21 protein-coding genes are annotated in these 26221 nt (G+C 61.9%); 7 read left to right on the top strand and 14 right to left on the bottom strand.

Annotation, left to right across the window (positions count from 1 at the left end; all coding sequences use genetic code 11):
* Positions 1-136 precede the first annotated feature (136 nt).
* The 6 genes from ADJ95_RS08455 (at position 137) to ADJ95_RS08425 (ending at position 9775) form a co-directional block, all read left to right on the top strand.
* The gene (locus tag ADJ95_RS08455) at positions 137-2449 is read left to right on the top strand and encodes a helix-turn-helix transcriptional regulator (protein WP_049334191.1); all 2313 of its coding nucleotides are present in this window, start codon (positions 137-139) and stop codon (positions 2447-2449) included.
* 447 nt (positions 2450-2896) lie between these two features.
* Positions 2897-3148, top strand: coding sequence for a Sec-independent protein translocase subunit TatA (tatA, locus tag ADJ95_RS08445; RefSeq protein WP_049334189.1), 252 nt, complete (start codon positions 2897-2899; stop codon positions 3146-3148).
* A gap of 120 nt (positions 3149-3268) precedes the next feature.
* Entirely contained in the window at positions 3269-4150 is an 882-nt protein-coding gene (gene tatC, locus ADJ95_RS08440) for a twin-arginine translocase subunit TatC (protein ID WP_049334188.1), read from the top strand.
* A 284-nt stretch (positions 4151-4434) separates the two neighbouring features.
* A complete protein-coding gene (locus ADJ95_RS08435; protein WP_049334187.1) occupies positions 4435-7458 on the top strand; it encodes a DEAD/DEAH box helicase in 3024 nt (1007 codons plus the stop codon).
* Between the two features lie 235 nt (positions 7459-7693).
* On the top strand, positions 7694-8902 hold the full coding sequence (locus ADJ95_RS08430) for an amidohydrolase (protein WP_049334186.1): 1209 nt from the start codon (positions 7694-7696) through the stop codon (positions 8900-8902).
* Between the two features lie 135 nt (positions 8903-9037).
* Positions 9038-9775, top strand: coding sequence for a polyprenol monophosphomannose synthase (locus ADJ95_RS08425; protein WP_049334185.1), 738 nt, complete (start codon positions 9038-9040; stop codon positions 9773-9775).
* A 206-nt stretch (positions 9776-9981) separates the two neighbouring features.
* Here the strand turns inward: ADJ95_RS08425 and ADJ95_RS08420 are convergent, their stop codons facing one another.
* The 6 genes from ADJ95_RS08420 to ADJ95_RS08395 all read right to left on the bottom strand — a co-directional run bounded on the left by ADJ95_RS08420 (position 9982) and on the right by ADJ95_RS08395 (position 15860).
* A complete protein-coding gene (locus ADJ95_RS08420) occupies positions 9982-10320 on the bottom strand; it encodes an RNA polymerase-binding protein RbpA (protein WP_049334184.1) in 339 nt (112 codons plus the stop codon).
* 164 nt (positions 10321-10484) lie between these two features.
* Positions 10485-11465, bottom strand: coding sequence for an SPFH domain-containing protein (locus ADJ95_RS08415; protein ID WP_049334183.1), 981 nt, complete (start codon positions 11463-11465; stop codon positions 10485-10487).
* Between the two features lie 79 nt (positions 11466-11544).
* Positions 11545-11994 (bottom strand): NfeD family protein, encoded by a 450-nt coding sequence (locus tag ADJ95_RS08410; RefSeq protein ID WP_049334182.1) that lies wholly within the window; start codon positions 11992-11994, stop codon positions 11545-11547.
* Positions 11995-12632: 638 nt separating this feature from the next.
* The gene (gene trpD / locus ADJ95_RS08405) at positions 12633-13706 is read right to left on the bottom strand and encodes an anthranilate phosphoribosyltransferase (RefSeq protein WP_049334181.1); all 1074 of its coding nucleotides are present in this window, start codon (positions 13704-13706) and stop codon (positions 12633-12635) included.
* Between the two features lie 114 nt (positions 13707-13820).
* Entirely contained in the window at positions 13821-14174 is a 354-nt protein-coding gene (locus ADJ95_RS08400; protein ID WP_044150446.1) for a HesB/IscA family protein, read from the bottom strand.
* A 291-nt stretch (positions 14175-14465) separates the two neighbouring features.
* Complete coding sequence (locus ADJ95_RS08395; RefSeq protein WP_049334180.1) at positions 14466-15860, bottom strand: M20/M25/M40 family metallo-hydrolase; 1395 nt, start codon at positions 15858-15860, stop codon at positions 14466-14468.
* A 136-nt stretch (positions 15861-15996) separates the two neighbouring features.
* Here ADJ95_RS08395 and ADJ95_RS08390 point away from each other — a divergent pair, with 136 nt between their 5' ends.
* Positions 15997-16656 (top strand): DUF3043 domain-containing protein, encoded by a 660-nt coding sequence (locus ADJ95_RS08390; protein ID WP_049334179.1) that lies wholly within the window; start codon positions 15997-15999, stop codon positions 16654-16656.
* A gap of 173 nt (positions 16657-16829) precedes the next feature.
* Here the strand turns inward: ADJ95_RS08390 and ADJ95_RS08385 are convergent, their stop codons facing one another.
* The 8 genes from ADJ95_RS08385 to ADJ95_RS08350 form a co-directional block, all read right to left on the bottom strand.
* Positions 16830-17486, bottom strand: coding sequence for a DUF6318 family protein (locus ADJ95_RS08385; RefSeq protein ID WP_049334178.1), 657 nt, complete (start codon positions 17484-17486; stop codon positions 16830-16832).
* A gap of 348 nt (positions 17487-17834) precedes the next feature.
* Positions 17835-18971, bottom strand: a complete 1137-nt coding sequence (locus ADJ95_RS09330; protein WP_160310631.1) for a hypothetical protein — start codon at positions 18969-18971, stop codon at positions 17835-17837.
* Between the two features lie 485 nt (positions 18972-19456).
* Entirely contained in the window at positions 19457-20545 is a 1089-nt protein-coding gene (locus tag ADJ95_RS08375) for a quinone-dependent dihydroorotate dehydrogenase (protein ID WP_049334176.1), read from the bottom strand.
* Positions 20546-20637: 92 nt separating this feature from the next.
* Positions 20638-21426 (bottom strand): isoprenyl transferase, encoded by a 789-nt coding sequence (locus tag ADJ95_RS08370; RefSeq protein ID WP_049334175.1) that lies wholly within the window; start codon positions 21424-21426, stop codon positions 20638-20640.
* An 82-nt stretch (positions 21427-21508) separates the two neighbouring features.
* Positions 21509-22381 carry a DNA repair protein RecO gene (gene recO, locus ADJ95_RS08365; RefSeq protein WP_049334174.1) on the bottom strand — a complete coding sequence of 291 codons (873 nt, stop codon included), beginning with the start codon at positions 22379-22381 and terminating at the stop codon, positions 21509-21511.
* Positions 22382-22597: 216 nt separating this feature from the next.
* Entirely contained in the window at positions 22598-22876 is a 279-nt protein-coding gene (locus ADJ95_RS08360; RefSeq protein ID WP_049334173.1) for a hypothetical protein, read from the bottom strand.
* 144 nt (positions 22877-23020) lie between these two features.
* Entirely contained in the window at positions 23021-23980 is a 960-nt protein-coding gene (locus tag ADJ95_RS08355) for an L-lactate dehydrogenase (protein WP_049334172.1), read from the bottom strand.
* Positions 23981-24395: 415 nt separating this feature from the next.
* Positions 24396-25988, bottom strand: coding sequence for a M20 family metallopeptidase (locus tag ADJ95_RS08350; RefSeq protein WP_049334171.1), 1593 nt, complete (start codon positions 25986-25988; stop codon positions 24396-24398).
* Positions 25989-26221 lie beyond the last annotated feature (233 nt).

The following is a 26221-nucleotide window of genomic DNA, read 5'->3' as shown; positions in this document are numbered from 1 at the left end:
CGGGGATGCGTGTTGATGGCGCGTGCCGGTGGACTTTCTATACCGGCTCGCCCTTCCTACGGCTCTTCCGTATCCCTCCCGTAACCTTCCCGCACGCTCAACGAGTGCCGCGGAACACAGACGGTATGATGGAACCATGTCCACCGCAGCTCAGCTTTTCATGACCCTGAACCGCCTCGCCACCGTCGCCGAGGCGCCCGACGAAGCCACCCGCCGCAACGGCATCAGCCGCGACGAGTTCCTCAGCCTCCTGGGCATCAAGACCTCCGCCCCGGGGGCCGCGCTCTCCGAGGCGAGCGAACGCGCCTTCGAACGCGCCAAGCAGACCCTGCGCGACGCCGGCGCGCGCATCACCCACTTCACCACCGACACCTCCGGACGCTACCGCCTCAACGCAGAAGCCCCCGACTCGCTGACCGCGTGGAACCCCACCGCCGAAGAATTCCGCCTCCTCAACGCCGAGCTGCGCGGCTGGGAAGGTACCGAACTGCAGGACGAGGCCTACCGCATCCTGCGCAAGATTGCGCTCACGAGCGAGCACCTCACCGACGAGGCGCTCACCGCGGCTAACGTCACCCGAATCGAAGAGATCAAACGGGACAACCAGCCGCCCCTCACCAAAACCGTCAAGCAGCGCGCCCGCGACCTGCACGCCTACCGCGAGCACATCCAGCGCCTGCACTTCAGCGACGACCCGCACCTCTACGAGCTCTTCACCGCCTACGCGCAGCGCAAGACCCTCAACTTCACTTATCAGGGCAGCGGTGGAGACATCAAAACCTACGAGAAGGTCAGCGTTGCCGGCCTCATCTACAGCTACGGCTCCTGGTATCTCGTCGCGCACTTTCCCCTCGGCGACAAAACCCCCGAAGAGCGCAAGACCTACACTTACCGCACCGACCGCATCCGAAGCCTCGACGTGTTCTCAAGCATCGACCCCGCACCCATCAACCCCGCCTACGAGGCCCGCACCCGCCTCAAGAAAATCAGCGGCTACGAAGAGACCCTCGCCGTCCTCGACCCCAACCCCGGTGCCGAGGACCCCGCCGCACCCTTCACCGTGCCCTCCTATGGCGCCGTAGACAGCGCCATCGACGCCACCTGCGCCGGCTGGCTCATCCAGCCGCACCACGACGCGAACCCCGCATCCGGCAAGACCCTGACCGGCCGCCAGCAGGACAGCCACGCCGCCCAGCGGGAACTTTTGCGTGAGCTCATCGCCCTGCACACCGGCGAACCCGAAACCCCCGCCAAGTGGTTCCCCACAACCCAGCGTTCCCGCAACGACGCCCTCGACGATCTCGACGACCTCATCCTCGCGCTGCACCGCGCCGACCGCTGGGCCGACGTCCACGGCGAGACGCCCATGCCCCTCAACAAGCTCAACCCCCTCTACCGCGTCGACAACAACAACGCAGCCAAGCTCGACAAAATTATCAACGCCATCTACGACGAATTCGACGAGGTACCCTTCTACTCTGAGGCTAAGGATCCCGACGCAGCCAACCCCGCCCGTCTCAACCTGCTCCCCGAATTCAGCGATGGCGCCGCATCCCTCACCCTGCTCAACTACACCCGCCTCACCGACACCGAGCTGGCCATCCTCGTCTTCACGCTCTCCGCAGCCGACCTGATGTACTCGGGCGACCCGCGACCGGCCGCGATCCTCGCCGCGCTCGCGGAGGCCTACCCGCGCACCACCGACTACGCGAAGCACCTGCTCTTCGCACCCGAGGACCCCCGGCTGCAGGAGGCGCGCGCCGCCCTCGCCAGCGGACGCGCCCTCACCATCACCTACGGCACCCGCGATGCGGAACGCGTCGTCGACCCGGTGGCGCTCACCCTGCACCGCGACCGCCTCTACCTGCACGCGTGGTGCCGCGCCAGCGAGGCACGCCACCTCGCTACGCTGTCTGAGAGCCCTGCCGCTGAGAACGTGAAGCCCGCGAGCGCGGCGGGGGAGAGCGCCTCCACCAATTCCACCAGCGCCGAGCCCACCCCCGTCGAACCTGTCTTCTGGCGCAACTTCCGCCTCACCCGCATCAGCAGCTACGCGCCCGCAGGCGAAGCACAGCCGCACTACATCGGCCCCAACCACGACAGCACCGTCAACGACTGGCACGCCAAGCAGCACAAAACCACCACCAACCCCAGCGTCGATCTGCGCATCCACCCCACCGACCACACCCCCGGCGGCGAAACCCTCGAAAACCTCACCGCAACCTACAAGCGCCGCAGCGCCGAGCACGCCCGAAAAGGCACCAAAACCACCCACGTCCGCGTGCACTACAACAACATCGCTGGCGCCGGGGATAAGAACATCATCGACACCGTCATTGCACACCGCGGATCCCTCGAAATCACCGGGCCCGCGCACCTGCGCGCCGCCCTCCTCGAGCACCTCACCGCCCTCGCCAACGCCAACCCCGCTTCGCCCAGAGAAAACTAGACCCTACACCCATCCGCAAAAACACGACTAAAACCCCCAGAACACATCAACACCCCACCAAAACAACACCTCAAAACTTGTATAATGGTTCCCATGTCTTGGTGGTTCTGGATTTTGCTATGGGGCGCGCTCATCATCTGCTCGCTCCTCTACTTGGCATGGTTCACCTACAAAGCACTCACTCGCGGTTTCACGCTACTCGACGAAACCGTTACCTGGGTCGAGTCAATCGAGGGACAATTCGACACCGCGCAAGCAAACGCCACTCGAAAACTCCCGCGAGACACCACCCTCGGGGTATTCACACCCATCACCGAGGCATACAATAACTACGAACAAGGCAAACAGACACGCAGGTCTGAGCGGATCAAGCGACGGGTCTCCCGACGAGATCGACTCGGCCAACCTCAAAACATCGGAGACCTGCTCTAACCAGAAAGGCACATCATGGGCCAGATTTTCAGCCACCCGGCAACCATCATTGTCGTTATCCTCCTCGTCGTCCTGCTCTTCGGCGCCCCCAAGCTCCCCGGCATGGCACGTAGCCTCGGCCAGTCCATGCGCATCTTCAAGACCGAGGTCGAAGGCCTCAAGAACGACGCCAAGAGCGACCCCAAGAAGGACGCCACCAAGGCAGAGAACGGTGAAGAGGTCGTCACCGGCGAGGTCGTAGACAACGGTAAGACCGAAACCAAGTAACCAACGGTCTCAACACACCACGCCCCAAACCCGTGCCCGCCCACCGGCCGGCACGGGTTTTGCGGCACCGCCCCCAAACCCCTCAGCCAACCATAGGCACAGACACCCAGAGGACACCCCGTGGCAACACCCGACCAGGACGTGCGCAACCGCAAACTCAACCCTGAAGCGCGCATGGAACTCAAGGAACACCTACGCGAATTTCGCGACCGCTTCATCAAGGCGGCCATCGCGACCATCATCGCGGCCATCATCGGCACGGTCTTCCTCTACCAGCCCTTCATCGAAATGATCTCCGCACCCCTGCAGCAGATCAACGCAGAAACCGGCCGCAACGCCAACCTGAACTACGGTAGCGTTGCATCCCCCTTCGACCAGCTGCTCAAAGTTGGTATGTACATCGGCATGGTGATTGCGTCCCCCGTCTGGCTCTACCAGGCGCTGCGATTCCTGCTACCGGCGCTACACACCAAGGAAAAGAAGTACCTCGCGGGTTTCCTCACCGCAGCCATCTTCGCCTTCGGCTGCGGTGTGGCCATCTCGTACTTCACCCTCCCCGGCGTCGTCTACGCACTGCTGAAGTTCACCCCCGTCAACGAAAGTAACTACATTGACGCCGGCGTGTACATCTCCTTCATCCTGAAGTTCGTCGTCACCTTCTCCTGCGCCTTCATCATCCCCGTCATTCTCGTCGGCATCAACATGCTCGGCCTGATCCGAGGCAAGACCATCCTGAAGTCCTGGCGCTGGGTCGTCGTCCTCGTCGCAGTCATCGCGGCACTGACCGCACCCGGTAGTGACATCATGATGATGTTCGTCCTCATGGCGCCGCTGCTCATCTTCTTCTTCGCGGCCATCGGCATCTGCATGTTCAACGACAAGCGCCGCGACCGCAAGCTCGCCAAGCTGGCGCAGGGCGCAGACGAAGCAACCCTGAACACCGCAACCAGCGCCGAAGACCTGGCCAAGATGGGCTACTTCGACGAAGAAAAAACCTCCTAAACGTTCCTGACGGAACACCACATCACGGGTACTCGCTGAAAGGGCGGGGCACAGATTCACCTCTGCGCCCCGCCCTTTCCGCGTACCCGCCAGCACGCACCGACCGGAAGATTTCAAGGCCCAAGATTTCAAGGCTCAGAAGACGCGCCGGATGCGCTCGCGGTCGGGCTCGAGCCGCCGCGTGCCACGTGTTTTCACCTATGTGTTCGCCCGTACCTGATATCGGCCGGAAGCCGCCGCTTCGAGCCGAGCGCCGGCAGGCCAGCCGCTACACTGGATGTACCATGACTAAGCACCACGCACAGCACGCATCCGACGCACACCCCTCTGACGAGCACCCCGGCACCGACTACGCCGCCGCGTACGCCGCATCCCGCGAACGCTCCGCATACGCCAAGAGCGCCCTGGGCGCGTTTGAGGCCTCCTTGGATTTCCCGCTGGACGACTTTCAGCGTCAGGCGTGTGCCGCGGTGGAGGCGGACCGCTCCGTCCTCGTGGCCGCCCCCACGGGCGCGGGTAAGACCATCGTGGGCGAGTTCGGCATCTACCTGGCGCTACGCCGCGGCATGAAGGCGTTCTACACGACCCCGATCAAGGCGCTGAGCAACCAGAAGTACCACGATTTCGTGCGCGCGTACGGCGAGGACTACGTGGGCCTGCTGACCGGCGACACGAGCATCAACACCGAAGCCCCCGTGGTCGTGATGACCACCGAGGTGCTGCGCAACATGCTCTACGCCAACTCCACCACCCTGAACGGCCTGGGGTACGTGGTCATGGACGAGGTGCACTACCTGGCGGACCGTTTCCGCGGCGCGGTGTGGGAAGAGGCGATTATTCACCTTCCCGAGCACGTGAACGTCATCTCCCTGTCGGCTACGGTGTCGAACGTCGAGGAGTTCGGAGCCTGGCTGGACACGGTGCGCGGCGGCACGGACGTCATCGTCTCCGAGCACCGCCCGGTGCCCCTGTGGCAGCACATGATGGTCGGCCACCGCGTGGTAGACCTCTTCGTGCCCGAGGACAACTCGGCACACGGCAAAAACGGCAAAAACCAGGAGCCGGAGGAGCAGCTCTCCCGCAAACAGGCAAAGAAGACGCAGAAGGCCAAGCAGCGCGGCGCATCCGTAGAGGCGGGCGCCAACCCTCTGCTGGCCGGCCTGCGCCTGAACCCGCAGCTGAAGGCACTACGCCCCGGCTTCCGTTCCGGCCCGGGACGCGGCCGCTACGGCGGCAAGCGTGAACGCTTCCGCCACCGCCGCGAAGGCTGGCTCAACGAAACCTTCAGCAGCGGCGAGCGCGGCCGCTCAGACCGCACGCGCCGCTACTCAGACGGTGAGCGCGGCGAACAGGCACCGCTGCGCCCCCAGCGCATCACCCGCCCCGAAATGGTCCGCGCCCTCGACAAGCAGGGTCTACTGCCCGCCATCTGCTTCATCTTCTCCCGCGCCGGATGCGACGGCGCGGTCAGCCAGTGCGTGGCAGCCGACATTACGCTCACCACCCCCGAACAGCAGCAGACCATCCGCGCCTACATTGCGGAGGCCACGGCACACCTGGACACCCGCGACCTGAACACCCTCGGCTACTACGAATGGCGCGACGGGCTGATTCGCGGTATCGCGGCACACCACGCTGGCCTGCTACCCCTCTTCAAGGAGGTCGTGGAGGCTCTCTTCACCCAGGGCCTGGTCAAGCTGGTCTTCGCCACCGAAACCCTCGCGCTGGGCATCAACATGCCCGCACGCACCGTCATCCTGGAAAAGCTCACCAAGTACAACGGCGAATCCCACGTGGACATCACCCCCGGCGAATACACCCAGCTGACCGGACGCGCCGGCCGCCGCGGCATCGACATCGAAGGCCACGCGGTCGTCATATGGCGCCCCGGCCTGTCCCCGGAACACGTGGCAACCCTCGCCTCAACCCGCACCTACCCGCTGAACTCCTCATTCCGCCCCACCTACAACATGGCGGCAAACCTCATCGCCTCCTACGGCGCCGAACGCACCCGCAAAATCCTCGAATCCTCCTTCGCACAGTTCCAGGCCGACAAGTCGGTCGTGGGCATCGCCTCCCGCGTACGCAAAAACGAAAACGCCCTGGAAGGCTACCGCGAAGCAATGGCATGCCACCTCGGCGACTTCACCGAATACATCCAGCTCAGCCGCCAAATCGCCGAACTGGAGAAGAAAGCCTCCAAGAGCAACGAACGCCACGCCCGCGCGCAGGCACACCACAGCATCCAGCAGCTGTTGCCCGGCGACATCATCTACATCCCGCACGGCCGCTCCCGCGGCTACGCGGTCGTCATCACCCGCTCCGACTCGCACGCCGACCCCCGCATCGGCATCGTCACCGAGGACGCGCACCAGCGCACCGCCTCAACCCGCGACTTCGAAGGCGCCATCGAACCGGTCTCACGCATCAAAATCCCCAAGCGCCTGAGCCTCAAAACCCCCAAGGAACGCCGCGACACCGCAAGCCGCATGCGTCAGGCACTCTACGACGGCCGCGCCCCGCGTGCGCTCGCACAGCAGAACATCCCTGCTCGTCAGAACAGCATTGACGCACAGCTGGAGGCTCTACAGGCTCAGCTACGCAACCACCCGTGCCACGGCTGCTCCGACCGCGCAAACCACATGCGCTGGGCCGAACGCTGGCAGAAACTCAACTCCGAAACCGAAGGGTTGCGCCGCCAAATCGCCCGCCGCACCAACACAATCGCCCAGGTCTTCAACCGCATCGCACGCCTGCTGGAAAGCTACGGCTACGTCGAACGCACCGAAAACGGCGAACTGTCGCTAACCACCGGCGGCCAGGCCCTACGCCGCATCTACGGCGAACGCGACCTACTCACCGCCCTGTGCCTAGACGCGCACTTCCTCGACGGACTGGAGCCCGCCGCCATCGCCGCAACCGTCGCCGCACTGACCTACCAGGGCAAACGCGACGCGGTAGAGTACCTGGCGCACTACCCGCACCCCTCCCTGCGCGCACCCATCGCCACCATCACGCAGCGCCTCGCCGACCTCAACGCTTCAGAAGAACAGTTCAAGGTCGACCTAACCCCCGCCTGCGACTTCGGCCTGGTCGAACCCATGTACGCCTGGGCAAACGGCGCCCACCTCGCAAAAGCCATCGAAGACACCGGCCTCGCCGCCGGCGACTTCGTACGCTGGGCCAAGCAGGTACTGGACGCCCTGGACCAGATCGCGCACATCCGCTCCCTGGACCCGGTCATCCGCGCTCGCTGCGAGGAGGCCATCGAGGCGGTACGCCGCGGCGTGGTCGCACTCGACGTCTAACCCGCGCCTTCACAGAGTGCTACACCGTACATAGTGCTACACCGCGCCCGACCAGCTCGGGCCACTACCCCCGCTACTGCGTTTCGTTCTGCATCATCTAAGGGCGCACGAACTATCGCAGGCAGCGGGGGTGCTTCTATACTCAAATGAGACGCTCAGCTGAGCTGCGCGAGCACAATTGAAGTGCCCGCCCTCCTGCGCGCTTTCAGTGCACCTCAATGGCGAAAGGATTCTAATGTCTACCCGTATTTTTGTGGACGGTAGCGTGTACAGCCCCGTCGACCCCTATGCCACGGCTCTTTTGACGGAGGACGGCGTCGTTCGCTGGGTTGGTTCTGATGCGGGTGCTCATTCGATTGCCGATGAGTCCACCGAGGTGGTGGAGCTCGATGGGGCCCTGCTGACTCCCGCTTTTGCTCGCGCCCTGGCGCCGGTGGGCGGTAAGGAGCCCGTCGAGATTCTCGAGTACCTGGACGTCTACCGCGCCGTGGGTTACCACACCCACACCCTGCTGGCTTCCATGGATGACGCGGCGGATCTGGTGTCGGCCCTGCGCCACAACATCGAGGAGCACGGCCCGGCGGATATCCGTCTGATTCTTGATGCTTCGGGCCCGCGGGTTAAGGGCCGTGAGCGGGCGGGCGTCGACCTTGAGGAGCTGGTGAGCGCGATTAAGGCGCTGCGTCCGCTGACCGAGGGCCCGCGCGCGCTACCGGGTCTGTCGTTGACGGGCATCCACGTTCCCGCGGGGCTGGCGGAGCGCTACGCCCAGGTGGCCGAGGATGCCGCGCTGGTTCTGTCGATTGACGCTTCCGAAGGTTTTGCCGCCGCCGCAGAGGCCGCCCTGTCGATTCGCGGGGAGCGCCCGTGGCTTCCGATTCGCCTGGACGCGGCGTACAGCACGGCTCAGGATCCCATTAGCGATGAGTGGTTGCAGAAGCTGGCCGAGGGCCGCGTGCACCTGGGTTTGAGCGTGTGCGAGCCGGAGTCTGACGAGGACGATGAGGCTGTGCAGGCGCTGGCCACGTTGGCCGCCGGGGGAGAGGGCCAGGAGTCGGTGGCTTCGGTTGCGCGCCGCGCGAACGCTGCGGGCACCTCGATTGCGTTGGGTTCCGATACCCAGCTGTTTGCGCCGGGTGCGTGGGCCCTGGTGCGCGCGCTGGTGAACGATGAGCACGGCGTGTCTGCGCGTAGCGCGTTTGCGGCGCTGACCCGCGGCGTGTACCGTCTGGCGCATGAGGAGAACCCGTTTATGGGCCAGCTGGCACCGGATACCCCGGCCTTCGTAACGCGCTGGCGTGTGGAGGCGCTGATGGTTCAGGCTCCGGATTCGCGCGTTGCCTCGTGGAGCACCGATCCGCGCGCCCGGATTCCGCTGCTTCCGGTCCTGGACGACGACTCGCCCCTACCCATTCTTGAGTCTATTTACACTGAAAGTAAATGATTTTTTCGGCTAGTCCACCACCTTTTACAGGAAATGAAATGCCCAGATGCCCCATTGCGCACCGTCGCTCACATAGTTAACCGGTATACTGGGAATCTACACTGCCCGTTTTATATGCACACGTGAGAGAGTATTATGCGCGTTCTGACTGTCATCCCGACGTATAACGAAAAGGAGAACCTACCGGTTGTGGTGGAGCGTCTTCGCAAGGCAGCTCCCGAGGTAGATATTCTCGTGGTGGATGATAACAGCCCCGATGGCACCGGCCAGATCGCTGATGAGCTCTCGGCAAAGGACCCTCAGATTCACGTTCTGCACCGCACCGTTAAGGACGGCCTGGGCGGCGCCTACCTGGCGGGCTTTGACTGGGGTCTTGAGGCAGGCTACGAGATTCTGATTGAGATGGACGCTGACTGCTCCCACCAGCCCGAGCAGCTGCCCTCCCTGGTGCGCGCCGTTGAGGCGGGCGCTGACCTGGCTATTGGTTCGCGTTACGTGCCCGGCGGCAAGACCAAGAACTGGCCGGTTCACCGCCAGATTCTCTCGCGCGGCGCTAACCTGTACACCCGCATGGTGCTGGGCACTTCCATCAAGGACATTACCGCTGGTTTCCGTGCGTACCGCCGTGAGGCTCTGCAGCGCCTGAACCTTGACGGTATTGACTCGAAGGGCTACGTGTTCCAGGTGGATTTGGCGTGGCGTTCGGAGCAGGCCGGCCTGAAGATTGTCGAGGTGCCCATTACCTTCGTTGAGCGCGAGGTGGGCGCTTCGAAGATGGACGGCAACATCATCTTCGATTCGATGTCGAAGGTGACCCGCTGGGGCCTGAAGAGCCACGCGGAGAAGCTGAAGAAGGCCCTGGGCAAGAAGTAGTCCCGGGTCATAACCCAACCTCATATGAGGGGCCGGGGCGGATGCGCATTACGAGCATCCGCCCCGGCCCCTTTCTGTTGGAATCCTCTGAGAGCCCCTAACGCCTCTCGCACATGAACGGGCAGGAAGGCATCCGGGGTACACAAAAGGGGCCTTTCGGCGGCTCACATGCCGCTGAAAGGCCCCCTAACGTATCTAGACGTTCCTTAGACCGCGAAGTGGTTGCGGTAGTACTCCAGGCGCTCCTCCAGGGTCTTCTCCAGCTCTTCAATGCTGCGACGCTCCATGAGCATGTCCCAGTGGGTACGTGCAGGCTTCTCATCCTCGGCGTTGGCGGTGGAATCACCGTTGACCAGGAATGCCTCCTTGCCGGACTTTGCGGTCCAGACCGGGGGAATCTCTGCCTCGGCCGCGAAAGTCACGAAAACACGGTCACCGTCTGCGGTGCGGTACTCGACGCGCTGGCGGGGTGCCGGCTGCACGTTCGATTCGGTTTCCATCGACTGGGAACCCAGGCGCATACCGCGCAGGCTACGATCGCTCATTTTTCCTCCAGTGTCCGTCGTGTGCGCCGGGCGGCGCTTCAGGTATAACGTTGGGCGGGGGAGAGCTATTCCCTCGAACGTTTACAAAACATCCATTATATCGGTAATAGTCTCCGCCCGCCCACTGTGCAGGGGTTGAACCCTATGAATTTTTTAGGTGCCTGCTAGCTGTTGATGCCGTAGCTCTGACCCTCGGCCTTCGGGGCGGAGGACTTTGCGGGTGCATCCGCAAGGTCGGATGCGGGCAGGGTGCCGAATGCGTTGCCGAGGCCGCGCAGTGCATCGCCGAGCTCGGTCGGGATGAACCAGAGCTTGTTGGCGTCGCCTTCGGCGAGCTTGGGCAGGGTCTGCAGGTACTGGTAGGTGAGAAGCTGCTGGCTGGGGTTGGCCTCGTGGATGGCGGCGAAGACCTTCTGCACGGCCTCGGCCTCGCCATTTGCGCGCAGGATGGCGGACTGTGCGTCGCCCTCTGCACGCAGAATCTGTGCCTGCTTTTCACCCTCAGCACGCAGGATGGCGGCGCGGGATTCACCCTCGGCGGTCAGAATGTCAGACTGCTTCTGGCCTTCTGCGGTGAGGATTGCTGCGCGGCGGTCACGCTCAGCGCGCATCTGCTTCTCCATGGAGTCCTGGATGGACACCGGAGGCTGAATTTCCTTGATATCCACGCGGGAGACGCGCAGGCCCCAGCGGCCGGTGGTGGAGTCGAGCACGCCGCGCAGCTCCGCGTTAATCTGATCGCGGGAGGTGAGGGTCTGCTCCAGGTTCAGGCCGCCAACGACGTTACGCAGGGTTGCGCTGGTCAGCTCGTCCACGGCGCGAATGTAGTTGGTGATTTCGTAGGTTGCGGCCTGGGGGTCGGTGACCTGGAAGTACACGACGGTGTCGATGCCGACCACGAGGTTATCTTCGGTAATCACGGACTGCGAGGGGAAGGAAACCACCTGTTCGCGCAGGTCGATGAGGGGTAGCACGCGGTCAACCACGGGGATGACGATGTGCAGGCCGGGCTTGAGAACGGCGCGGAACTTACCCAGTCGTTCGACGATGCCGGCTCGTCCCTGCGGAATGACGCGCACGGTCTTGGCCAGCATCGTCAGCACGAAGATGATGAGTAGGACCGTCAGAATAAGGCTGATAGGCATTATTTCTCCTTATCGGTGTGTTATATGGCGTGTTTTTGAGTATCTGAATCTGCTTCTAGAGCCGGTATTCAGGTGGGTATTAGCTGTGGGGGAGAGGCTCTACGATTGCGGTGGCACCATCAATGGACCTGACCTTCGCGAGGCTTCCCGCGGGTAGCGTTCCGGATACGGTACGCGCCGTCCACGTATCGCCAGCCAGTACAACCAAACCGCTTTCACTAGTAACATCTTGAGTGATGCGCACCTCAGACCCGATGAGCGCCTCGACATTGGTGGCGGTGTTACCGGCCGACCGATTGAGCTTCTTGAGTAGCGGCGGGCGCAGGCCAAGAACCAGAATCAGGCAGATCACTACGAAAATAACGGTTCGGATGAGCATGTTATCCACGAAGGGCGATATTGCCGCGGTAATGCCTGCACTGATCGCCAGCATGAGAAAGAACAGGTCGAGGCTGAGCATCTCAATAACGGCGAAGGCGAGGGCGAGAACAACCCAGAGCGTCCAGGGTGTCTCGAAGAGCCAATCCATGTTTCCTCCTTCGGAGTTTCGGAATGTGTGCCGCGCGGGTGTGAACTCAACACGTCTCGGACGTACCGGGTTCTGAGTCATCAATGTCTCGGCGGCCTACGCCCATTATGTCAGGTGGGGCGCCTGCGGGGATGGGTTATGACGGAAAATGCGGGTGAATACATCGAGTGTTAAGACGGCGTTCAACAAGGCAGAATCGAGTATTCATCAATCTCCCTAAAAAGCCGATAATATACATTATGTAAAGTAGACCTATTTTTCACTACCCCACCGGATGCTCACCGGTGCTTTCTACGCTCTGGCTGGCACGCTCTGACCGATGCAAATTGAGCCCGTGCTCCTCGTGGTGCGACTACGCTGTTCTCGTCCACTGCTCTGAACTCCGCGCGCTTCAGCTTCCTCAATCCGCAGCAGCTATGCGTTCGAACGCCTGACCGTTCACGCCCTGCGGCGCATCCCGGTAAACGACAGGCACCCGAGACCCCGCACCCTTCGGTGCACTCTGTTCGTCTCGGGTGCCTGCTATCTATCGATTTCTAGAGGATTTCTAGAGCTTTCGACCTCCAGAGCTCCTAGCTCTTCTCAGCCCGGCTTCTTGAAATCAGCCTCTGAGGCTCTCACCTCTGGCTACTGATTCTCTAGTCCTCCGCATGCTTCTCGCTGAACTCTACCCAGGCATTGAGCACACGCTCTGCTGCACCGGATGCAATAGATTCGCGTGCATCAGCCAAAGCCTGCGTGAAGCGGGTCTCAAAGCTTTCGCCGTTGGTCGGGCGGTACGCGACCAGGCCAGCGGCAGCGTTCATCACCACAGCGTCGTGAATGGCGCGCAGCGGGCTCTTCGGGGCCTCGCCCTCCCCCGCCAAAATTGCACGGAAAACGCCCGCGTTGTACTCGGCGTCGCCGCCACGCAACTGCTCCAGTGGTGCGTTCTGCAGACCGTACTCGGTCGGGTCAAAACGGTACTCGGTCAGTTCGCCGTCTACGGCCTCCCACAGGCGGCTCGTGGTGGCGATGGTCAGCTCATCCAGGCCGTCATCACCACGGAAAATCAGGGCGTGATCGCCGCGCTCGGCGAAGACGTGAGCCATCTTCTCAGCCATGACCGGGTTTGCCACGCCAATTGCCGAGGACTTCACGCGGGCCGGGTTGGTCATGGGGCCCAGGTAGTTGAACGCGGTCGGAATACCCAGCAGGCGGCGGGTCGGGCCCACGTGGCGCATGGCCGGGTGGAAGGTCATGGCAAACAGGAACGTGATGCCGGTCTCGCGAGCGCACTCGGCGACGGCGGGAATGGGCATGTCGAGGCGGATTCCGAGGGCTTCGAGGACGTCTGCGGAGCCGGATTTGGAGGTGGAGGCGCGGTTGCCGTGCTTGACAACGGTGGCGCCGGTGCCTGCGATGACGAGGGCGGCCATGGTGGAGATGTTGACGGTGTTTTGCTGGTCGCCGCCGGTGCCGACGATGTCTACGGCGTGGGGGTCGATGTCGACGGTCTCGGCTTTGGCGATCATGCCGGCTGCGAGAGCGCCGAGCTCTTCGGGGGTTTCGCCCTTGGAGTGTAGTGCGGTGAGGAAGGACGCGAGGATCGGCTGTTCGGTTTGGCCGGTCATGATTTGGTCCATGGCCCAGGCGACTTCGGTGTCGGTGAGGTTTTGGTGTTTGATGAGCTGGTTGAGGATGTATTTCCAGGTGATTTCGTGCGTAGTCATGTTTTAAGTGTAAAACCCCCGTCGCGTATCTGCACGGTTGGGTGCAGTATGCGAGACGGGGGTTTACTAGGCGTGATGTACCTTGGTGGTGCTTAGCGCCGGGGTGTCTTCGGTTTAGTGGAAGGAGTCACCGCATGCGCAGGAGCCTGCTGCGTTGGGGTTGTCGATGGAGAAGCCCTGCTTTTCGATGGTGTCTTCGAAGTCGATGGTGGAGCCGTCGAGGTAGGGTGCGCTCATCTTATCGACGATGACCTCTACGCCGTCGAAGTCGCGGACTGCGTCGCCGTCGAGGACGCGCTCGTCGAAGTAGAGCTGGTAGATGAGGCCGGAGCAGCCGCCGGGCTGGACGGCGATGCGCAGGCGCAGGTCGGTGCGGCCTTCCTGTTCGAGGAGGGTGCGGACCTTGGTCTGTGCTACTTCGGTGAGGTTGACGCCGTGGGTCGGCAGTTCGATGGTGGTTGCACTCATTGGTGTTGTCCTTTTGTTTTGTTGGTTGCCCGTGTGCGCCGCGTGTGCGCCGCGTGTGGGTGTTTTAGCCTTCACGATACGCGCCCGGGTGTTTGATGTACAACCTAGGGTGTGCATAGTTCGCCGGGGGCGTGAGTGTTGGTGTGGGGGCTTGACAAATAATTCTGCTTCTAGGATACCGAAAAAGTGGGGGTTGGGGTTTGTGACCTTTCTCCCCCACTTTTTGTGGATGTTTCTCCCCCGCGCTTCCTGAAACTTTCTAACCGAGTGGGTGCTGGTCAGCGAGCGCGTTTAGCGAGCGCCGAGTGCGCTGAGCAGTAGCGCCTCCGCAAGGATTGCGTTCTTGAAGTCCGGGATGTAGAGGGACTCGTTGGCGCTGTGGGCGCGGGTGTCGGGGTCTTCCACACCGGTGACCAGAATCTGTGCCTGCGGGAAGGTCTGCTTCAGGTCGGCGATGAACGGAATGGAGCCGCCCATGCCGGTCTGTACGGGTTCCAGGTCCCAGGCGGCGCGCATTGCGTCGAGGGCGGTCTGCGCACCGTCTGCGTCCACCTCGGTCGAGAAGGGCATGCCGGAATCCACGGCGGTGTAGCTGACCTCGGCGCCGTGGGGTGCGTGGGCCTTGATGTGCTCGGCGAGTGCGCGGTGTGCGTTTTCGGGGGTGTCGCCGGGTGCTAGGCGGGTGCTGATGCGTGCTCGGGAGAGGACTGCCAGGGTGTTGGAGGAGGTTGCGATGCTGGGGATGTCCATGCCGATGACGGAGATGGCCGGCTGGGTCCACAGGCGGGAGGCGACGGTTCCGGTGCCTGCAAGGGGTACTGAGTCGAGGATTCCGGAGTCGTTGCGGAAGTCTGCTTCGGCGTATTCGAGTTCGGGTTCGGGGGCTCGGTGTAGGCCTTCGACGGCTACGGCACCGGTGGCGTCGTGCAGGGTTGCGAGGAGCTGTGCCATGAGGGTGTGTGCGTCGAGCATGGGGCCGCCGAACATGCCGGAGTGGATGGCGTGGCTGCCGACGCGTACTTCGATGTCGCCGGATGCGACGCCGCGCAGGCTGGTGGTGAGTGCGGGTACGCCGGCGCGCCAGTTGGCGGAGTCTGCGACGATGATGTAGTCGGCGGATAGTTCGTCGCGGTAGGTGTTGAGGAAGGAGACGAAGGAGGGTGAGCCTGCTTCTTCTTCGCCTTCGATGAAGAGTTTCACGCCGAGTTTGAAGTCATCGCCGAGGGTTTCGTTGATGGCTGCGAGCGCGGCGAGGTGTACGAGGATGCCTGCTTTGTCGTCTGCTGCGCCGCGGCCGTAGAGGCGGTCGCCCTTGCGGGTGGCGACGAAGGGTTCGGTGTCCCAGAGGTCGAGGTTGCCGGCGGGCTGTACGTCGTGGTGGGCGTAGAGCAGGATGGTCGGGTAGCCTTCGGCGGCGGGGCGCTGGGCGATGACGGCGGGCATGCCCTGCTTTTCGGTGCCGTCGGCGGTGGTGTAGGTGGCGCGTTCGATGCGTGCGTTGTCGAAGCCTGCCTTGCGGGCGAGTGCGGCGACTGCTTCTGCACTGCGGTCGACCTGGGTGAGGTCGTGGGATTCCCAGGCGATGGAGGGAATGGCGACGAGGTCGGTGAGGGTTTGTAGGGTGGCTTCGAATCGTTCGTTGATTGCGTCGTTGAGGGCGCTGTGGTGGGTGAATTCAGTAGTCATGTTTCTACCTTACATCGCGGGGTGTGGGGGTGTGTTATTCGGGGTCTTGCGGTGGGGTGGGGCTGTGGTGTTTCAGGCTCTGACGTGGTTTTGTTGTGGAGGGGGTGTATCTGTGTGTGTCGGGTATGATGGGAGGGTGTTTGGTCGTAAGAATAAGAAGGCTGAGACTGAAGCTGCTCAGCCGCAGGTTGTAGAGGAGCCGCAGGCTCCGGTTGATCCGAAGTTTACCCCGAAGAAGGGCCGTCCGACTCCTTCGCGTAAGGAGCGGGAGGCGGCTCGTCGTAAGCCTTTGGTGGGCGGCGGTGATCATGCGCTTGCGAATGATCGTGAGGCGCGTGCTGAGCTTCGTCGTCGTGAGCGTGAGGATAACGCTAAGCTTCGTGCTCGTCAGAATGAGGCGTTGCGTGGCGGTGATCAGCGTTTCTTGCCTCTTGTGGATCAGGGTCCGCAGCGTCGTTACATCCGTGATTACGTGGATGCGCGCCGTAACCTGGGCGATTTCATGCTGATTGTTCTGTTGGTTCTGCTGGTTGGCGGCTGGATCGGTCAGGGTGTTTCGGGGTCGTCCGAGGTTGGCGTTTCGATTTATTACGGTTCTGTGTACGCGATGTATGCCGCGATACTGCTGTGGGTGATTGATTATTTCATTCTGTGGCGTGGTCTGAAGAAGAAGCTGATTGCTAAATTTGGCGAGGTTCAGCGCGGTGGTGGTATGTACACCTTTAACCGTGTGATGATGGTTCGTCGTTGGCGCCGTCCGGTTCCGATGGTGAAGTACGGCGAGTACCCGCGCTAATCGTTAGTGCCTTATAGGTGCTTGGGGAGAGGTCCTGAAGGTTCAGGCCTCTCCCCTAATTTTTATGTTCTTGCGCGAGAAGCCACATGTGTTTCGAGAAGCAACTTCTTTGGTGGCTTTTCGAAACACATGTGGCTTCTAGGCGAATGTATTGCGGCTAGACGCCGGTACGGTTAGGCTTCGATTCGGGAGTAGAGGATCTGCCACCTGCCATCGCGGTGTTCGAGGGCGAAGATGTAGATTTCTTCTTCCTTGTCGCTACTCCAGGTTTCTTGGCGGCCGTCGGGTTCCACCTCGGTGTGTTTGTCCCATTCGTGGCTGGTTTTCAGGTAGTAGGTTTGGCCGTCGTCGCTCCAGGGTATGCCTTCGGGTTCGAAGTGTTCGATGCCGTCGATGACCCATCCGCCGCGCTGGTAGAGTGCTTCTATTTCGCGGTAGATTTTGAGTTCTCCGTCGTTTGAGGTGGAGAGGAATTCGCGGGCTTTGCTGTAGTCGCCGGTTTGGACGCCGTAGTTGGCCCACTGGTTCCAGGCATCCATGGTTTTGAGGATGCCCTCGGGGGTCTTTGCCCGGTAGCCGTCTTCGGGGGCGTTGGGTTTGGGGACGTTCTGGGCGGGGCCTTTGGCGTCTGCTTTGCGGTATTCGCCGTTGCTAGCGTTGTTGCCGGCGCTGTTGCTTGAGCTACTGTTGGTGGCAGGTGTGCTGGAGGCGGTGGATCCGTCTCCAGCAGTTGTGATGTCGTGCGGCATGCAGGCGGCAAGTAGGGTGCTGAGGCCGAGGAGCGAGCCTCCGGTCAGTATTGAGCGGCGGTTCAGCGCGTTGGGGGTCATGGGTGGTCCTCCACATCGTTGTAGTGCACATCGTTATAGAGCAGGGTCTCCCGCTTATCTCCATTATGCGCGAGCAGACATCTTAAACGCTCAGAAGCCACATGTGTTTCGAGAAGCTACTATTTGGTAGCTTTTCGAAACACATGTGGCTTCTGAGCAGATTAGCGTAGAAAGGGCCCCACACGAGAAGCGAAATTTACTCCGATTCCTTTAAAAGCCGAAAAGCCGCGCACCTACCAGAGCCACCAGTGGTGGTTATCTGGGCAAACGCGCAGCTTATTGGCATAAAAAATTTACGTACAAACCTGGAAGAGGTGGTGGGATTTCGGCACTAGGGCGCCCCTGCGCCTAACCTATAATCACCGGAATCGGTTCTCGCGATGGGAGAGGGGCTTTATCCCATTCCCAGCGTTTGAAGAATTTCTTCCGCAAGTTCAATGGAATACCAAGGCTAACCGCGTCCGTAAGGCTAGGAGAGCCTTGTGGAGTTTCAGGAACATCTGCAGAATTATCGATAGCCATCCTATAAATACCCCGGCCCCAGTAAGTCTTAATCCATGATTTTCCATCCCAGACACCGTATGCATCGAGCCCGCTACCAGCTATTTCGCTCCCCTTCAGATTCCCCTTCAAACCTTCTCCAGGAGCATATCCCGTCATCTCGTACGTCATATCTTGAATCCGAATACCTACAGGGTTAGGGTGTTGTTCTTGGTGCAACTTATACACACCAGGAGCAGGTGTTAAAGCTCGCGCTACCCATATAGGACTACCATACACAATAGGCTTTTTAGATACGGCCCCGCTCTTGTGAGTATCCTTATCCACGCCATCAACTCGAAGGAGCATTTCGTAGATGCCAGGGCCTTCAAGTGGAGGTGCGTCTCTTGCAAATAGACCGCCATTAAAACATTCCTCAAGCGGAGCTCGAACTTCAAGTCCTTCAGGCACTTCTTCTTCACCGCTGTTAACTTTGATACCGTTGATCAGGTCATAGCCCGTTGTGATAACAGACGGGTACCAGGTACTCGTATCAGACTCTGACTTACGTTCTGGATCTGGATCTCTCCCCTGCCGAAGATTCTTCAAACTTCCATAAGCCAGCACTGTGACATCTTTACCTTCGCCTACCCACCAGGCAGTATTTTCCATTCCTTCCTTATACCCGCTCCAAGGCCACATTGTCCCGGCGGAAGCTACCAAACGAATGAGCAGGTAGGAATGAGCTTGCGGATTATCTTCATAACACAGATTATTCTGCTTCTTGAGGAATTTACCAGCTTCGGTCAGTTTTTCGCGGAGTGACATTTTTCCTTTTTTTGAATTAACACTAGCATTAGCACTAACACCAACACTAGTAGGAGAGGCAGATAAAGATGCGCCTGCCGATTTATCCCAATACTGCTTCTCATCGGGAATCAGAAGATCGTCTAGCTTTTCCAATGACCAGTAGACGATGTCCTTCTTAGCAGCATTTGTGGTCAACTTAGAATCTTTAAAACACATAATTGTTTCCTTTTGTCTCAAAAATCAAAATAAGTTTAATCTAATCACGAATTTTAGCCTTATAAAACCTCCTTGTCCTTTGATAATATCTGCATCAATTATATGCGCTCCTGATATGATATGGCTATACTTTCTCTGTCGAGAAAACTTTTTTAACATTTAATTCAAGGCTACGAAACCGCTAGTTCATCTGTCGGCAACCTCGATTGTTTTACGCCAGGAGTGTATGCAGCTTCTCGATGAACTGTCGATGACAGGTCAGCATGGAGAGAGAACTATTTTCCGGTGCCTTTGGGCACCATTTCACTAAAGTACAACTGGTTTTTCGGCGGAATAGAGGGCGCACACAAAAGGGGCACCGCATCCACCCCCTACGGGTAGAGAACGGTGCCCCCTTTCAGCACGCCAAGTCAACACGCCATGTCAGCGCGCCGGGAAGCATAACGCTCCCGCCTGCAAACCTTTTAGCGGCGAGCGCGGCGCAGCTTCACCAGGCCACGGTTAATGTGTGCCGCCCAGAGCGGGCCCTCGTACAGGAAGGCGGTGTAGCCCTGCACCAGGTCGGCGCCAGCGTCCAGGCGTTCCTGCACGTCCTCGGCGGTGGTCACGCCGCCGACGGAGATGATGGCCAGGTCGTCGCCGATTTCGCGCTTGAGCAGGCGCAGCACCTCGAGGGAGCGGGGCTTCAGCGGCGCGCCGGAGAGGCCGCCGGCACCGATTTCCTTGACCTTGGTCATATCGCTGGTCAGGCCCAGGCCTTCGCGGGCGATGGTGGTGTTGGTGGCGATGATGCCGTCCAGCTTCAGCTCCTTGGCCAGGGCCGCCACCTCGATGATGTCCTCGTCGACCAGGTCGGGTGCGATCTTGACGGTGAGGGGTACGTGGCGGTTGGGGCTGACGCGGTCTGCCTCCTCGCGCACGGCGGTGAGCAGCGGGCGCAGCGACTCGATAGCCTGCAGGGTGCGCAGGCCGGGGGTGTTCGGGGAGGAGACGTTGACAACCAGGTAATCTGCCTGCGGTGCCAGGGTGCGGGTAGAAATCAGGTAGTCGTCGATAGCGTTCTCGAGCTCAACGACCTTGGTCTTGCCGATGTTCACGCCGATAACCGGGCGTACGGCGCCGCGGTATTCGGTTTCGAGGTCTGCGCGGGCGGCGGCTACGCGCGGGCCTGCCGCTGCGGCGCCGTCATTGTTGAAGCCCATGCGGTTGATGACGGCCTTATCTTCGACGAGGCGGAAGAGGCGCGGCTGCGGGTTGCCGGGCTGCGCCTGACCGGTGATGGTGCCGATCTCGACGTGGCCGAAGCCGATACCAGCCAGCGCGGCAATGCCCTTACCGCCCTTGTCGAAGCCCGCGGCCAGGCCGAAGGGCGAGGGGAAGGTGATGCCCATGACGGTGGTTGCCAGTTCGGGTGCGGGCTGGAAGTACTTGCGCAGCGCGCGGGTGATGCCGACGTTACGCAGGGTCTGCACGCCCCAGAAGCCGATGTGGTGTGCCTTCTCGGGGTCCATGCCCTTGAAGAAGATGTTGAAGAAGGTCGGGTAGATGCGCATTTGTTCTCCCTAGTGTTGGAGGTGTGGGTGGTTTGTGGGCGGCGAACCGGGTCGTCGCGTTAGGGCGCTAACGCCTGGGCTTAGTGGTCGGCCTACTCGGCGGCGATGGCGTCGACTGCGCCCCCGTAGCGGCGGTCGCGGCGCGCGTACTCTTCGACGGCTTCCCAGAGGGTGCGGCGGTCGACGTCGGGCCAGAGCACGTTCATGAAGACGAACTCGGCGTAGGCGCTCTGCCAGAGCAGGAAGTTTGAGATGCGCTGCTCACCGGAGGAACGCAGGAACAGGTCAACGTCGGGCAGGTCAGGTTCGTCCAGGTACTTTTGGATGGTCTTTTCGGTGATGCTGCCGGGCTTGAGCTTGCCCGCGGCTGCGTCTGCCGCGATGGCTGCGGCCGCGTCGGCGATTTCTGCGCGGCCGCCGTAGTTCACGCACATGGTGAGGGTGCAGACGGTGTTGTCGATGGTTTCGCGCTCGCAGAGCTCGAGCTCTTCGATGACGCTCTTCCATAGCTTGGGTCGGCGACCGGCCCAGCGGATGCGCACACCCCAGGTCTTGAGGGTTGCCAGCTGGCGCTGCAGCACCTCGGTGGAGAAACGCATGATGAACGCAACCTCGCTGGGTGAGCGCTTCCAGTTTTCGGTGGAGAAGGCGTAGGCGGTCACGTACGGGATGCCCATTTCGATGGCGCCCGCGACGACATCCAGCAGGGCGGCCTCGCCGGCGCGGTGGCCCTCGGTGCGGGGCAGGCCGCGTTCGTTGGCCCAGCGCCCGTTGCCGTCCATGACGACGGCGACGTGCTGGGGGATGAACTTCTTCGGGATGGGAGGCGGGGTTGCCCCGGTGGGGTGCGGGGGCGGGGGTACGGGCTGGGTGCGTGCCATGTGTGCCTTTCTTCCCTGGCGGGTTCTCCCCCGGGGTCGTTTGCCTAGATATGCGCCAGATATAAACCTGGCGTGCTGTTAGCTATTTTACCGTGGCACGGCGCGCATGGGCGGGCGCTTCGGGGTTTATTTTGCGGGGGGTTTCCGCCTCGAGCGCCCCGAGGGTTTTGAGAGGGTGCTCCAGCAGATTTTGGGTGGTGGCGAGGTAGAGTTTGAGGATTTTATCGGCGGTTCCGCGGGGTGCGGCGTCGATGGTTTCCCAGGCGCTCGGGTTGGGGCTGGCGGCGGCGAGCGCGTAGGCCAGGTCTTCGGCCGTGAGAGCGGTGAGGGGCGCATCGGTGGCGGGGGCGCACTTCGGGCAGAGGACGGTGTACTGGCCGTAGGTGTGGGCGGTGTGGAAGGCAAGGTATCGGCCCGGGGCTTCCGCCGTGCCCTCCCGAGCCGTGGCTTCGGGCGTAAGTGGGGTGCCGCATCGGGTGCATCGCTCGCCGATGAGGGGCCAGCCGGAGCGGTCCATGGCGCGGGCCAGGTAGCGGGTGAGCACGCGCTGGGGGGTGTGCTGCGCGTGGGCTAGGGTTGCGAATGCCCCGTGGGTGAGCGTGTACAGTTCGGTGGTTCCGGCGTTGTTTTGGGTGAGGTCTTCGGCGAGTTCGGCGATGGTGGAGGCGCAGGTGTACGCGGCGTAGTCGGCCATGATGGGGCCGGTGTAGGCGTGCAGGGTTGCGGCCTGGGTGATGGTGTGCAGGTTGGTGCGGCCGCGGCTGAAGGAAAGGTCGGTGTGCATGAACGGTTCGAGTCGTCCGCCGAACTTGGAGGTGGGTTTGCGCACGGCCTTGGCGACGGCGTGGGTGATTCCGCCGTCGCGGGTGAGCATGATGATGATGCGGTCGGTTTCGCCGAGTTTTTGAGTGCGGAGGATGAGGGCGGCATCGCGCCAGGTGCGGGGTTCGCTCACGGGTGTCTCCGTTCTCGAGAGTTGTTCGCTGGCTGTCGTTCTGCGGGTTCTGACGGGTGCGCGGTGGTTCCCCCGCGGGGTGCGTGCGACATCTGCGGCTGCGGTATCTGCGGTGTCCGTCGCGCCGCATGCGGGTGCACCGGGTACGGTTCGACCCCTGCCGCATCACCCCGCGTGGGGGTGGCGATCAGGGGTCGGAACGTATGGTGAGGTGTATTAGTCCTCGTACTCGATATCGTCGTCGTCGATGTCGTCTTCGTCGTCGAGGATTTCCTCGAGATCGTCTTCCTCGTCATCACCGTACACGCTCAGGGGGGTGACCTCTTCGTAGGCCTCGAAGAGGGCGTCTTCGTAAGCCTCGAAGGCGTTGGCAATTTCTACGTAGGCCTCATCGATGGCGGGGTCGTGCTCGCCGTTGCGTTCAATCACGGCGGACAGGTGGGCCTCCAGCGCGTCGAGGAGGCGGGTGAGTTCAGTGCGAGGATCAGTGCTCATGCTCTTTATTCTACTACCTACGGGAGCGTGGCGTGTTTTCGCCCGTCATACGTTACGACCCCATAGACTGAGCCCGCCGCATCCGGTCATGTACTGTGACGGATGCGGCGGGCTCTCATGGGGCGATGGCCCCGGGTCTAGCTGTTAGAAGCCCAGCGATGCGGCCGAGGCGCGGATTGCCTCAGCGGATGCCTTCAGCTGTGCCATCTCAGCCTCGTTCATGGGAACCGGCAGAACGCGCTGGATACCCTCGCGGTTGACGATGGTGGGCAGGGACAGTGCAACGTCCTTGAAGCCGTAGAGCTCGCCTGCGATGGTGGTGGAGACGGGCAGCACTGCGTTCTGGCCGCCGAGGAATGCCTCGGCGATACGTGCACCGGAGATACCGATGGCGTAGTTGGTGGAGCCCTTACCCTCGATAACCTTGTAGGCTGCGCGCATAGCCTCGGTGGCCAGCTCGGTGCGGACCTCTTCGGTGAAGAGCTGCTTGCCGTCCTGCTCCCACTCGGTCAGGGGGACCATGCCGATGTTGGCTGCGGACCAGACGGGGAACTCGGAGTCGCCGTGCTCACCAACGACGTTCGCGTGAACGCTCTTGATGGAGACGCCGGCCTTGTTTGCGATCAGCCAGCGCAGACGGGAGGAGTCGAGCACGGTACCGGAGGAGAGCACACGGTTGGCGGGCAGGCCGGTAATCTTCTGGGTCACGACGGTCAGCACGTCGCAGGGGTTGGTGACGAGCATGATGATGGCGTTGGGGGCCACGGAAAGCACGTTCGGCAGCAGCTTCTCGAGGATGGCAACGTTTGCGCCGGCCAGTTCGAGGCGGGGCTGGCCCGGCTTCTGGCGGGCACCTGCGGTGATGATAATCATGTCGCAATCGCGCAGCAGCTCGATATCGTCGCCGCCGGTGACGGTTGCCTCGTGAGCGAACATTGCGCCGTGGGCGATGTCGAGTGCCTCTGCGTGAGCGCGCTTGCCGTCGATGTCGTACAGGACGATTTCATCGGCGGAACCGCGAACCATTGCTGCATATGCGGTTGCGCTACCGACGCCGCCTGCACCGATGACGCCGAGCTTGGTGGGGGTGTTGACACCGTTCATTGCTGTATGCCCTCTTTCGTGAGAGTTATCTGTGCTGTGCGAGTGTTTTCTCGCGGGATGGCGAAGCGGGGTGTGTGCCTCGGGGTTCTGTTGCACCGCGCACAGTGCGGGGTGCACGTGTGGCCGAGGTGAGGTGTTTCCCGGTGCCTCGCTTCGTTATGTTCTATTATGCCGAAGAATCTGCGTTTTGTGTGGGGTTAATTTGTCTTTTCTGATGGGTCATGGTGACTTTATGAGCGTGCGGGGATGTTTTTCGCTCATAAAACCAAATAATGCGGTTCTGACCTTTTGAGCAATCTCACATCTGCCGGTTGGGTCACTTGGGTATCTTGCCCCCGAGCGGTGCGAGCGCGAACCCCGACAAACCCGCGGGGGCCGGAAACCCCAATACGGCCCCGAAGACCACGGCACGCGACTACTGCCCGGCGAAGTAGCCCTCCACATCCACGGCGCCGCCGGCCTCCTCAAAATGGGTGCGCACCGCGCGGGCCAGCTCGTCATCCACTAGGTAATCCACCGCCACAAACGCCAGGCCGAAGGCTGCATCCAGTGCGCCGGCCACAGCCTCGGGGGTATTGGCCGCGACCGCGAACTGCTCGGTGTGCATGCCGGTGCCTTCCGGCGCGATGCCGATGAGCGGATGAATACCGGGCACGCGCAGGCTCACGTTACCGAAATCCGTAGAGGCCGCCAGGGTATCGCTCACGGTCCCGGGCGGGTACGGGTGCCGACCCACGGCACGCTGGGAGGCCACCCACCGCTTCAGTAGCGGCCCGTTGGTGCGCACGGGCATGGTCATGGGCGAGCCATCCCAGGTCACCTCAGCGGAAACCCCGGCCATGAGGGCGGCACCGCGCAACACCTCCTCAACCCGGCGCGAGAGCGCTCGCAGGGTGGGGGCGTGCTTGGAGCGGATATTAATGTGCAGGCTCGCGGTGGCGGGAATCAGGTTCGGTGCTTCTCCCCCGCGGTCAATAATCGCGTGGATGCGGTCGGACCCGGGAATCTGCTGGCGCAGCAGGCCGAGCCCCTGGTAGGCGAGGCTGGCCGCATCCAGCGCGTTGCGTCCCATGAAGGGATGCGAGGAGGCGTGCGCGCTCACGCCGGTGTAGGTGACGCGACATTCGCGGCGGCCCAGCCACGCCTGGTCCGCCACGTCCATGAAGTAGGGGTGCACCATGATTGCGGCATCCACAGAGTCGAAGGCGCCGGCGCGGGCCATGAGCTCCTTGCCGGCTTCGGACTCCTCGGCGGGAGTGCCGTAGTAGAGTACCCGCCCGCTGAAGGCATCCGGGGTGGCCGCGAGCGCATCCGTCAGGGCGAGGAACGCTCCGAGGCCGGCGGTGGCGATAACATTGTGGCCACAGCCGTGCCCGATGCCCGGTAGCGCGTCGTACTCGGAGAGAATCGCAATGGTGCGGTGCTTTTCGGGGTCGTAGTCGGCGCTGGTCAGCTCGACCGCGAAGGCGGTGTCGATTCCGAAGGCGGGGTGGGTGACGGTGAGGTCCGGGTGCGCGCTGCGGACTGCCTCGACGAGCGTGGATGAGGCGAAGCGCTCGCGGTAGGCGGTTTCGGGATGCGCGTGGATCGCCCGAAGAATTTCGGTGAGATCGCTGGCGCGGTTGGCGATGGAGTCCGCGAGGGCACGGCGGGTATCGTCCAGGCCGCAGTCGTGGTCGAGGCGATGACCGAAAGGTTTGCCGTGGCGATTGCTCGGGCGTTTCTTGGGGTGCGGGCCGGGCAGAGAGCCTCCGCCGTCGGGTTCTCCGTGGTGACCGGTGTGGTGTTTGCCTCTGCCGATGCGGCGGTCGGCGGCGTTCTTGCGCTGTTGCGTCTCGTAGGCGAGTACCTCGGCGTACTCGCTGCCGCGCTGGCGGTCGGCGTCCGGGGCGGTGTAGCGGTGCACGGTGGGGGCTGGCTGTTCGGGGCGAGAGGGTTCCGCTCCAAGCGTAGTTTTAGTCTCGGGTGCGGCGGGATTTTCGGGAGTGCTTGCGGGGTTCGTGCTCATGGACTCTACGCTACCGTGCGCGCATCACCTACGCTAGCCAACCCGCACATGAAGGGTCGAAGTAACCCTATTCGGTAGGTCAAGATAACTTTATGAAGAAATGTGCGTCACATAAAAGATTTTTTGTATGTCGCCTAGTTTTCTGCGTCTCACAGGAGTAGCGTTAAGCAGTGGGAGCGGTAATCCTACCGCCCTCCTACAACCGGCGTTGCGATGAGCATGTCGGCAGGAAA

Source organism: Rothia mucilaginosa, from assembly GCF_001061665.1.
Taxonomy (GTDB): domain Bacteria; phylum Actinomycetota; class Actinomycetes; order Actinomycetales; family Micrococcaceae; genus Rothia; species Rothia mucilaginosa_A.
The sequence above is the reverse complement of the archived record's forward strand: the minus strand, read 5'-3'. Positions and strand labels throughout refer to the sequence as shown.

What these genes read in the sequence shown, in the direction of transcription:
- ADJ95_RS08435 (WP_049334187.1), top strand. Translation starts at nt 4,435, where the DNA reads ATGACTAAGCACCACGCACAGCACGCATCCGACGCACACCCCTCTGAC.
- ADJ95_RS08360 (WP_049334173.1), bottom strand. Translation starts at nt 22,876, where the DNA reads ATGAGCACTGATCCTCGCACTGAACTCACCCGCCTCCTCGACGCGCTG.
- tatA (WP_049334189.1), top strand. Translation starts at nt 2,897, where the DNA reads ATGGGCCAGATTTTCAGCCACCCGGCAACCATCATTGTCGTTATCCTC.
- ADJ95_RS08425 (WP_049334185.1), top strand. Translation starts at nt 9,038, where the DNA reads ATGCGCGTTCTGACTGTCATCCCGACGTATAACGAAAAGGAGAACCTA.
- ADJ95_RS08370 (WP_049334175.1), bottom strand. Translation starts at nt 21,426, where the DNA reads ATGGCACGCACCCAGCCCGTACCCCCGCCCCCGCACCCCACCGGGGCA.
- ADJ95_RS08400 (WP_044150446.1), bottom strand. Translation starts at nt 14,174, where the DNA reads ATGAGTGCAACCACCATCGAACTGCCGACCCACGGCGTCAACCTCACC.
- ADJ95_RS08355 (WP_049334172.1), bottom strand. Translation starts at nt 23,980, where the DNA reads ATGAACGGTGTCAACACCCCCACCAAGCTCGGCGTCATCGGTGCAGGC.
- ADJ95_RS08420 (WP_049334184.1), bottom strand. Translation starts at nt 10,320, where the DNA reads ATGAGCGATCGTAGCCTGCGCGGTATGCGCCTGGGTTCCCAGTCGATG.
- ADJ95_RS08430 (WP_049334186.1), top strand. Translation starts at nt 7,694, where the DNA reads ATGTCTACCCGTATTTTTGTGGACGGTAGCGTGTACAGCCCCGTCGAC.
- ADJ95_RS08395 (WP_049334180.1), bottom strand. Translation starts at nt 15,860, where the DNA reads ATGACTACTGAATTCACCCACCACAGCGCCCTCAACGACGCAATCAAC.
- ADJ95_RS08385 (WP_049334178.1), bottom strand. Translation starts at nt 17,486, where the DNA reads ATGACCCCCAACGCGCTGAACCGCCGCTCAATACTGACCGGAGGCTCG.
- ADJ95_RS08410 (WP_049334182.1), bottom strand. Translation starts at nt 11,994, where the DNA reads ATGGATTGGCTCTTCGAGACACCCTGGACGCTCTGGGTTGTTCTCGCC.
- ADJ95_RS08350 (WP_049334171.1), bottom strand. Translation starts at nt 25,988, where the DNA reads ATGAGCACGAACCCCGCAAGCACTCCCGAAAATCCCGCCGCACCCGAG.
- trpD (WP_049334181.1), bottom strand. Translation starts at nt 13,706, where the DNA reads ATGACTACGCACGAAATCACCTGGAAATACATCCTCAACCAGCTCATC.
- ADJ95_RS08415 (WP_049334183.1), bottom strand. Translation starts at nt 11,465, where the DNA reads ATGCCTATCAGCCTTATTCTGACGGTCCTACTCATCATCTTCGTGCTG.
- ADJ95_RS08455 (WP_049334191.1), top strand. Translation starts at nt 137, where the DNA reads ATGTCCACCGCAGCTCAGCTTTTCATGACCCTGAACCGCCTCGCCACC.
- ADJ95_RS08375 (WP_049334176.1), bottom strand. Translation starts at nt 20,545, where the DNA reads ATGCGCATCTACCCGACCTTCTTCAACATCTTCTTCAAGGGCATGGAC.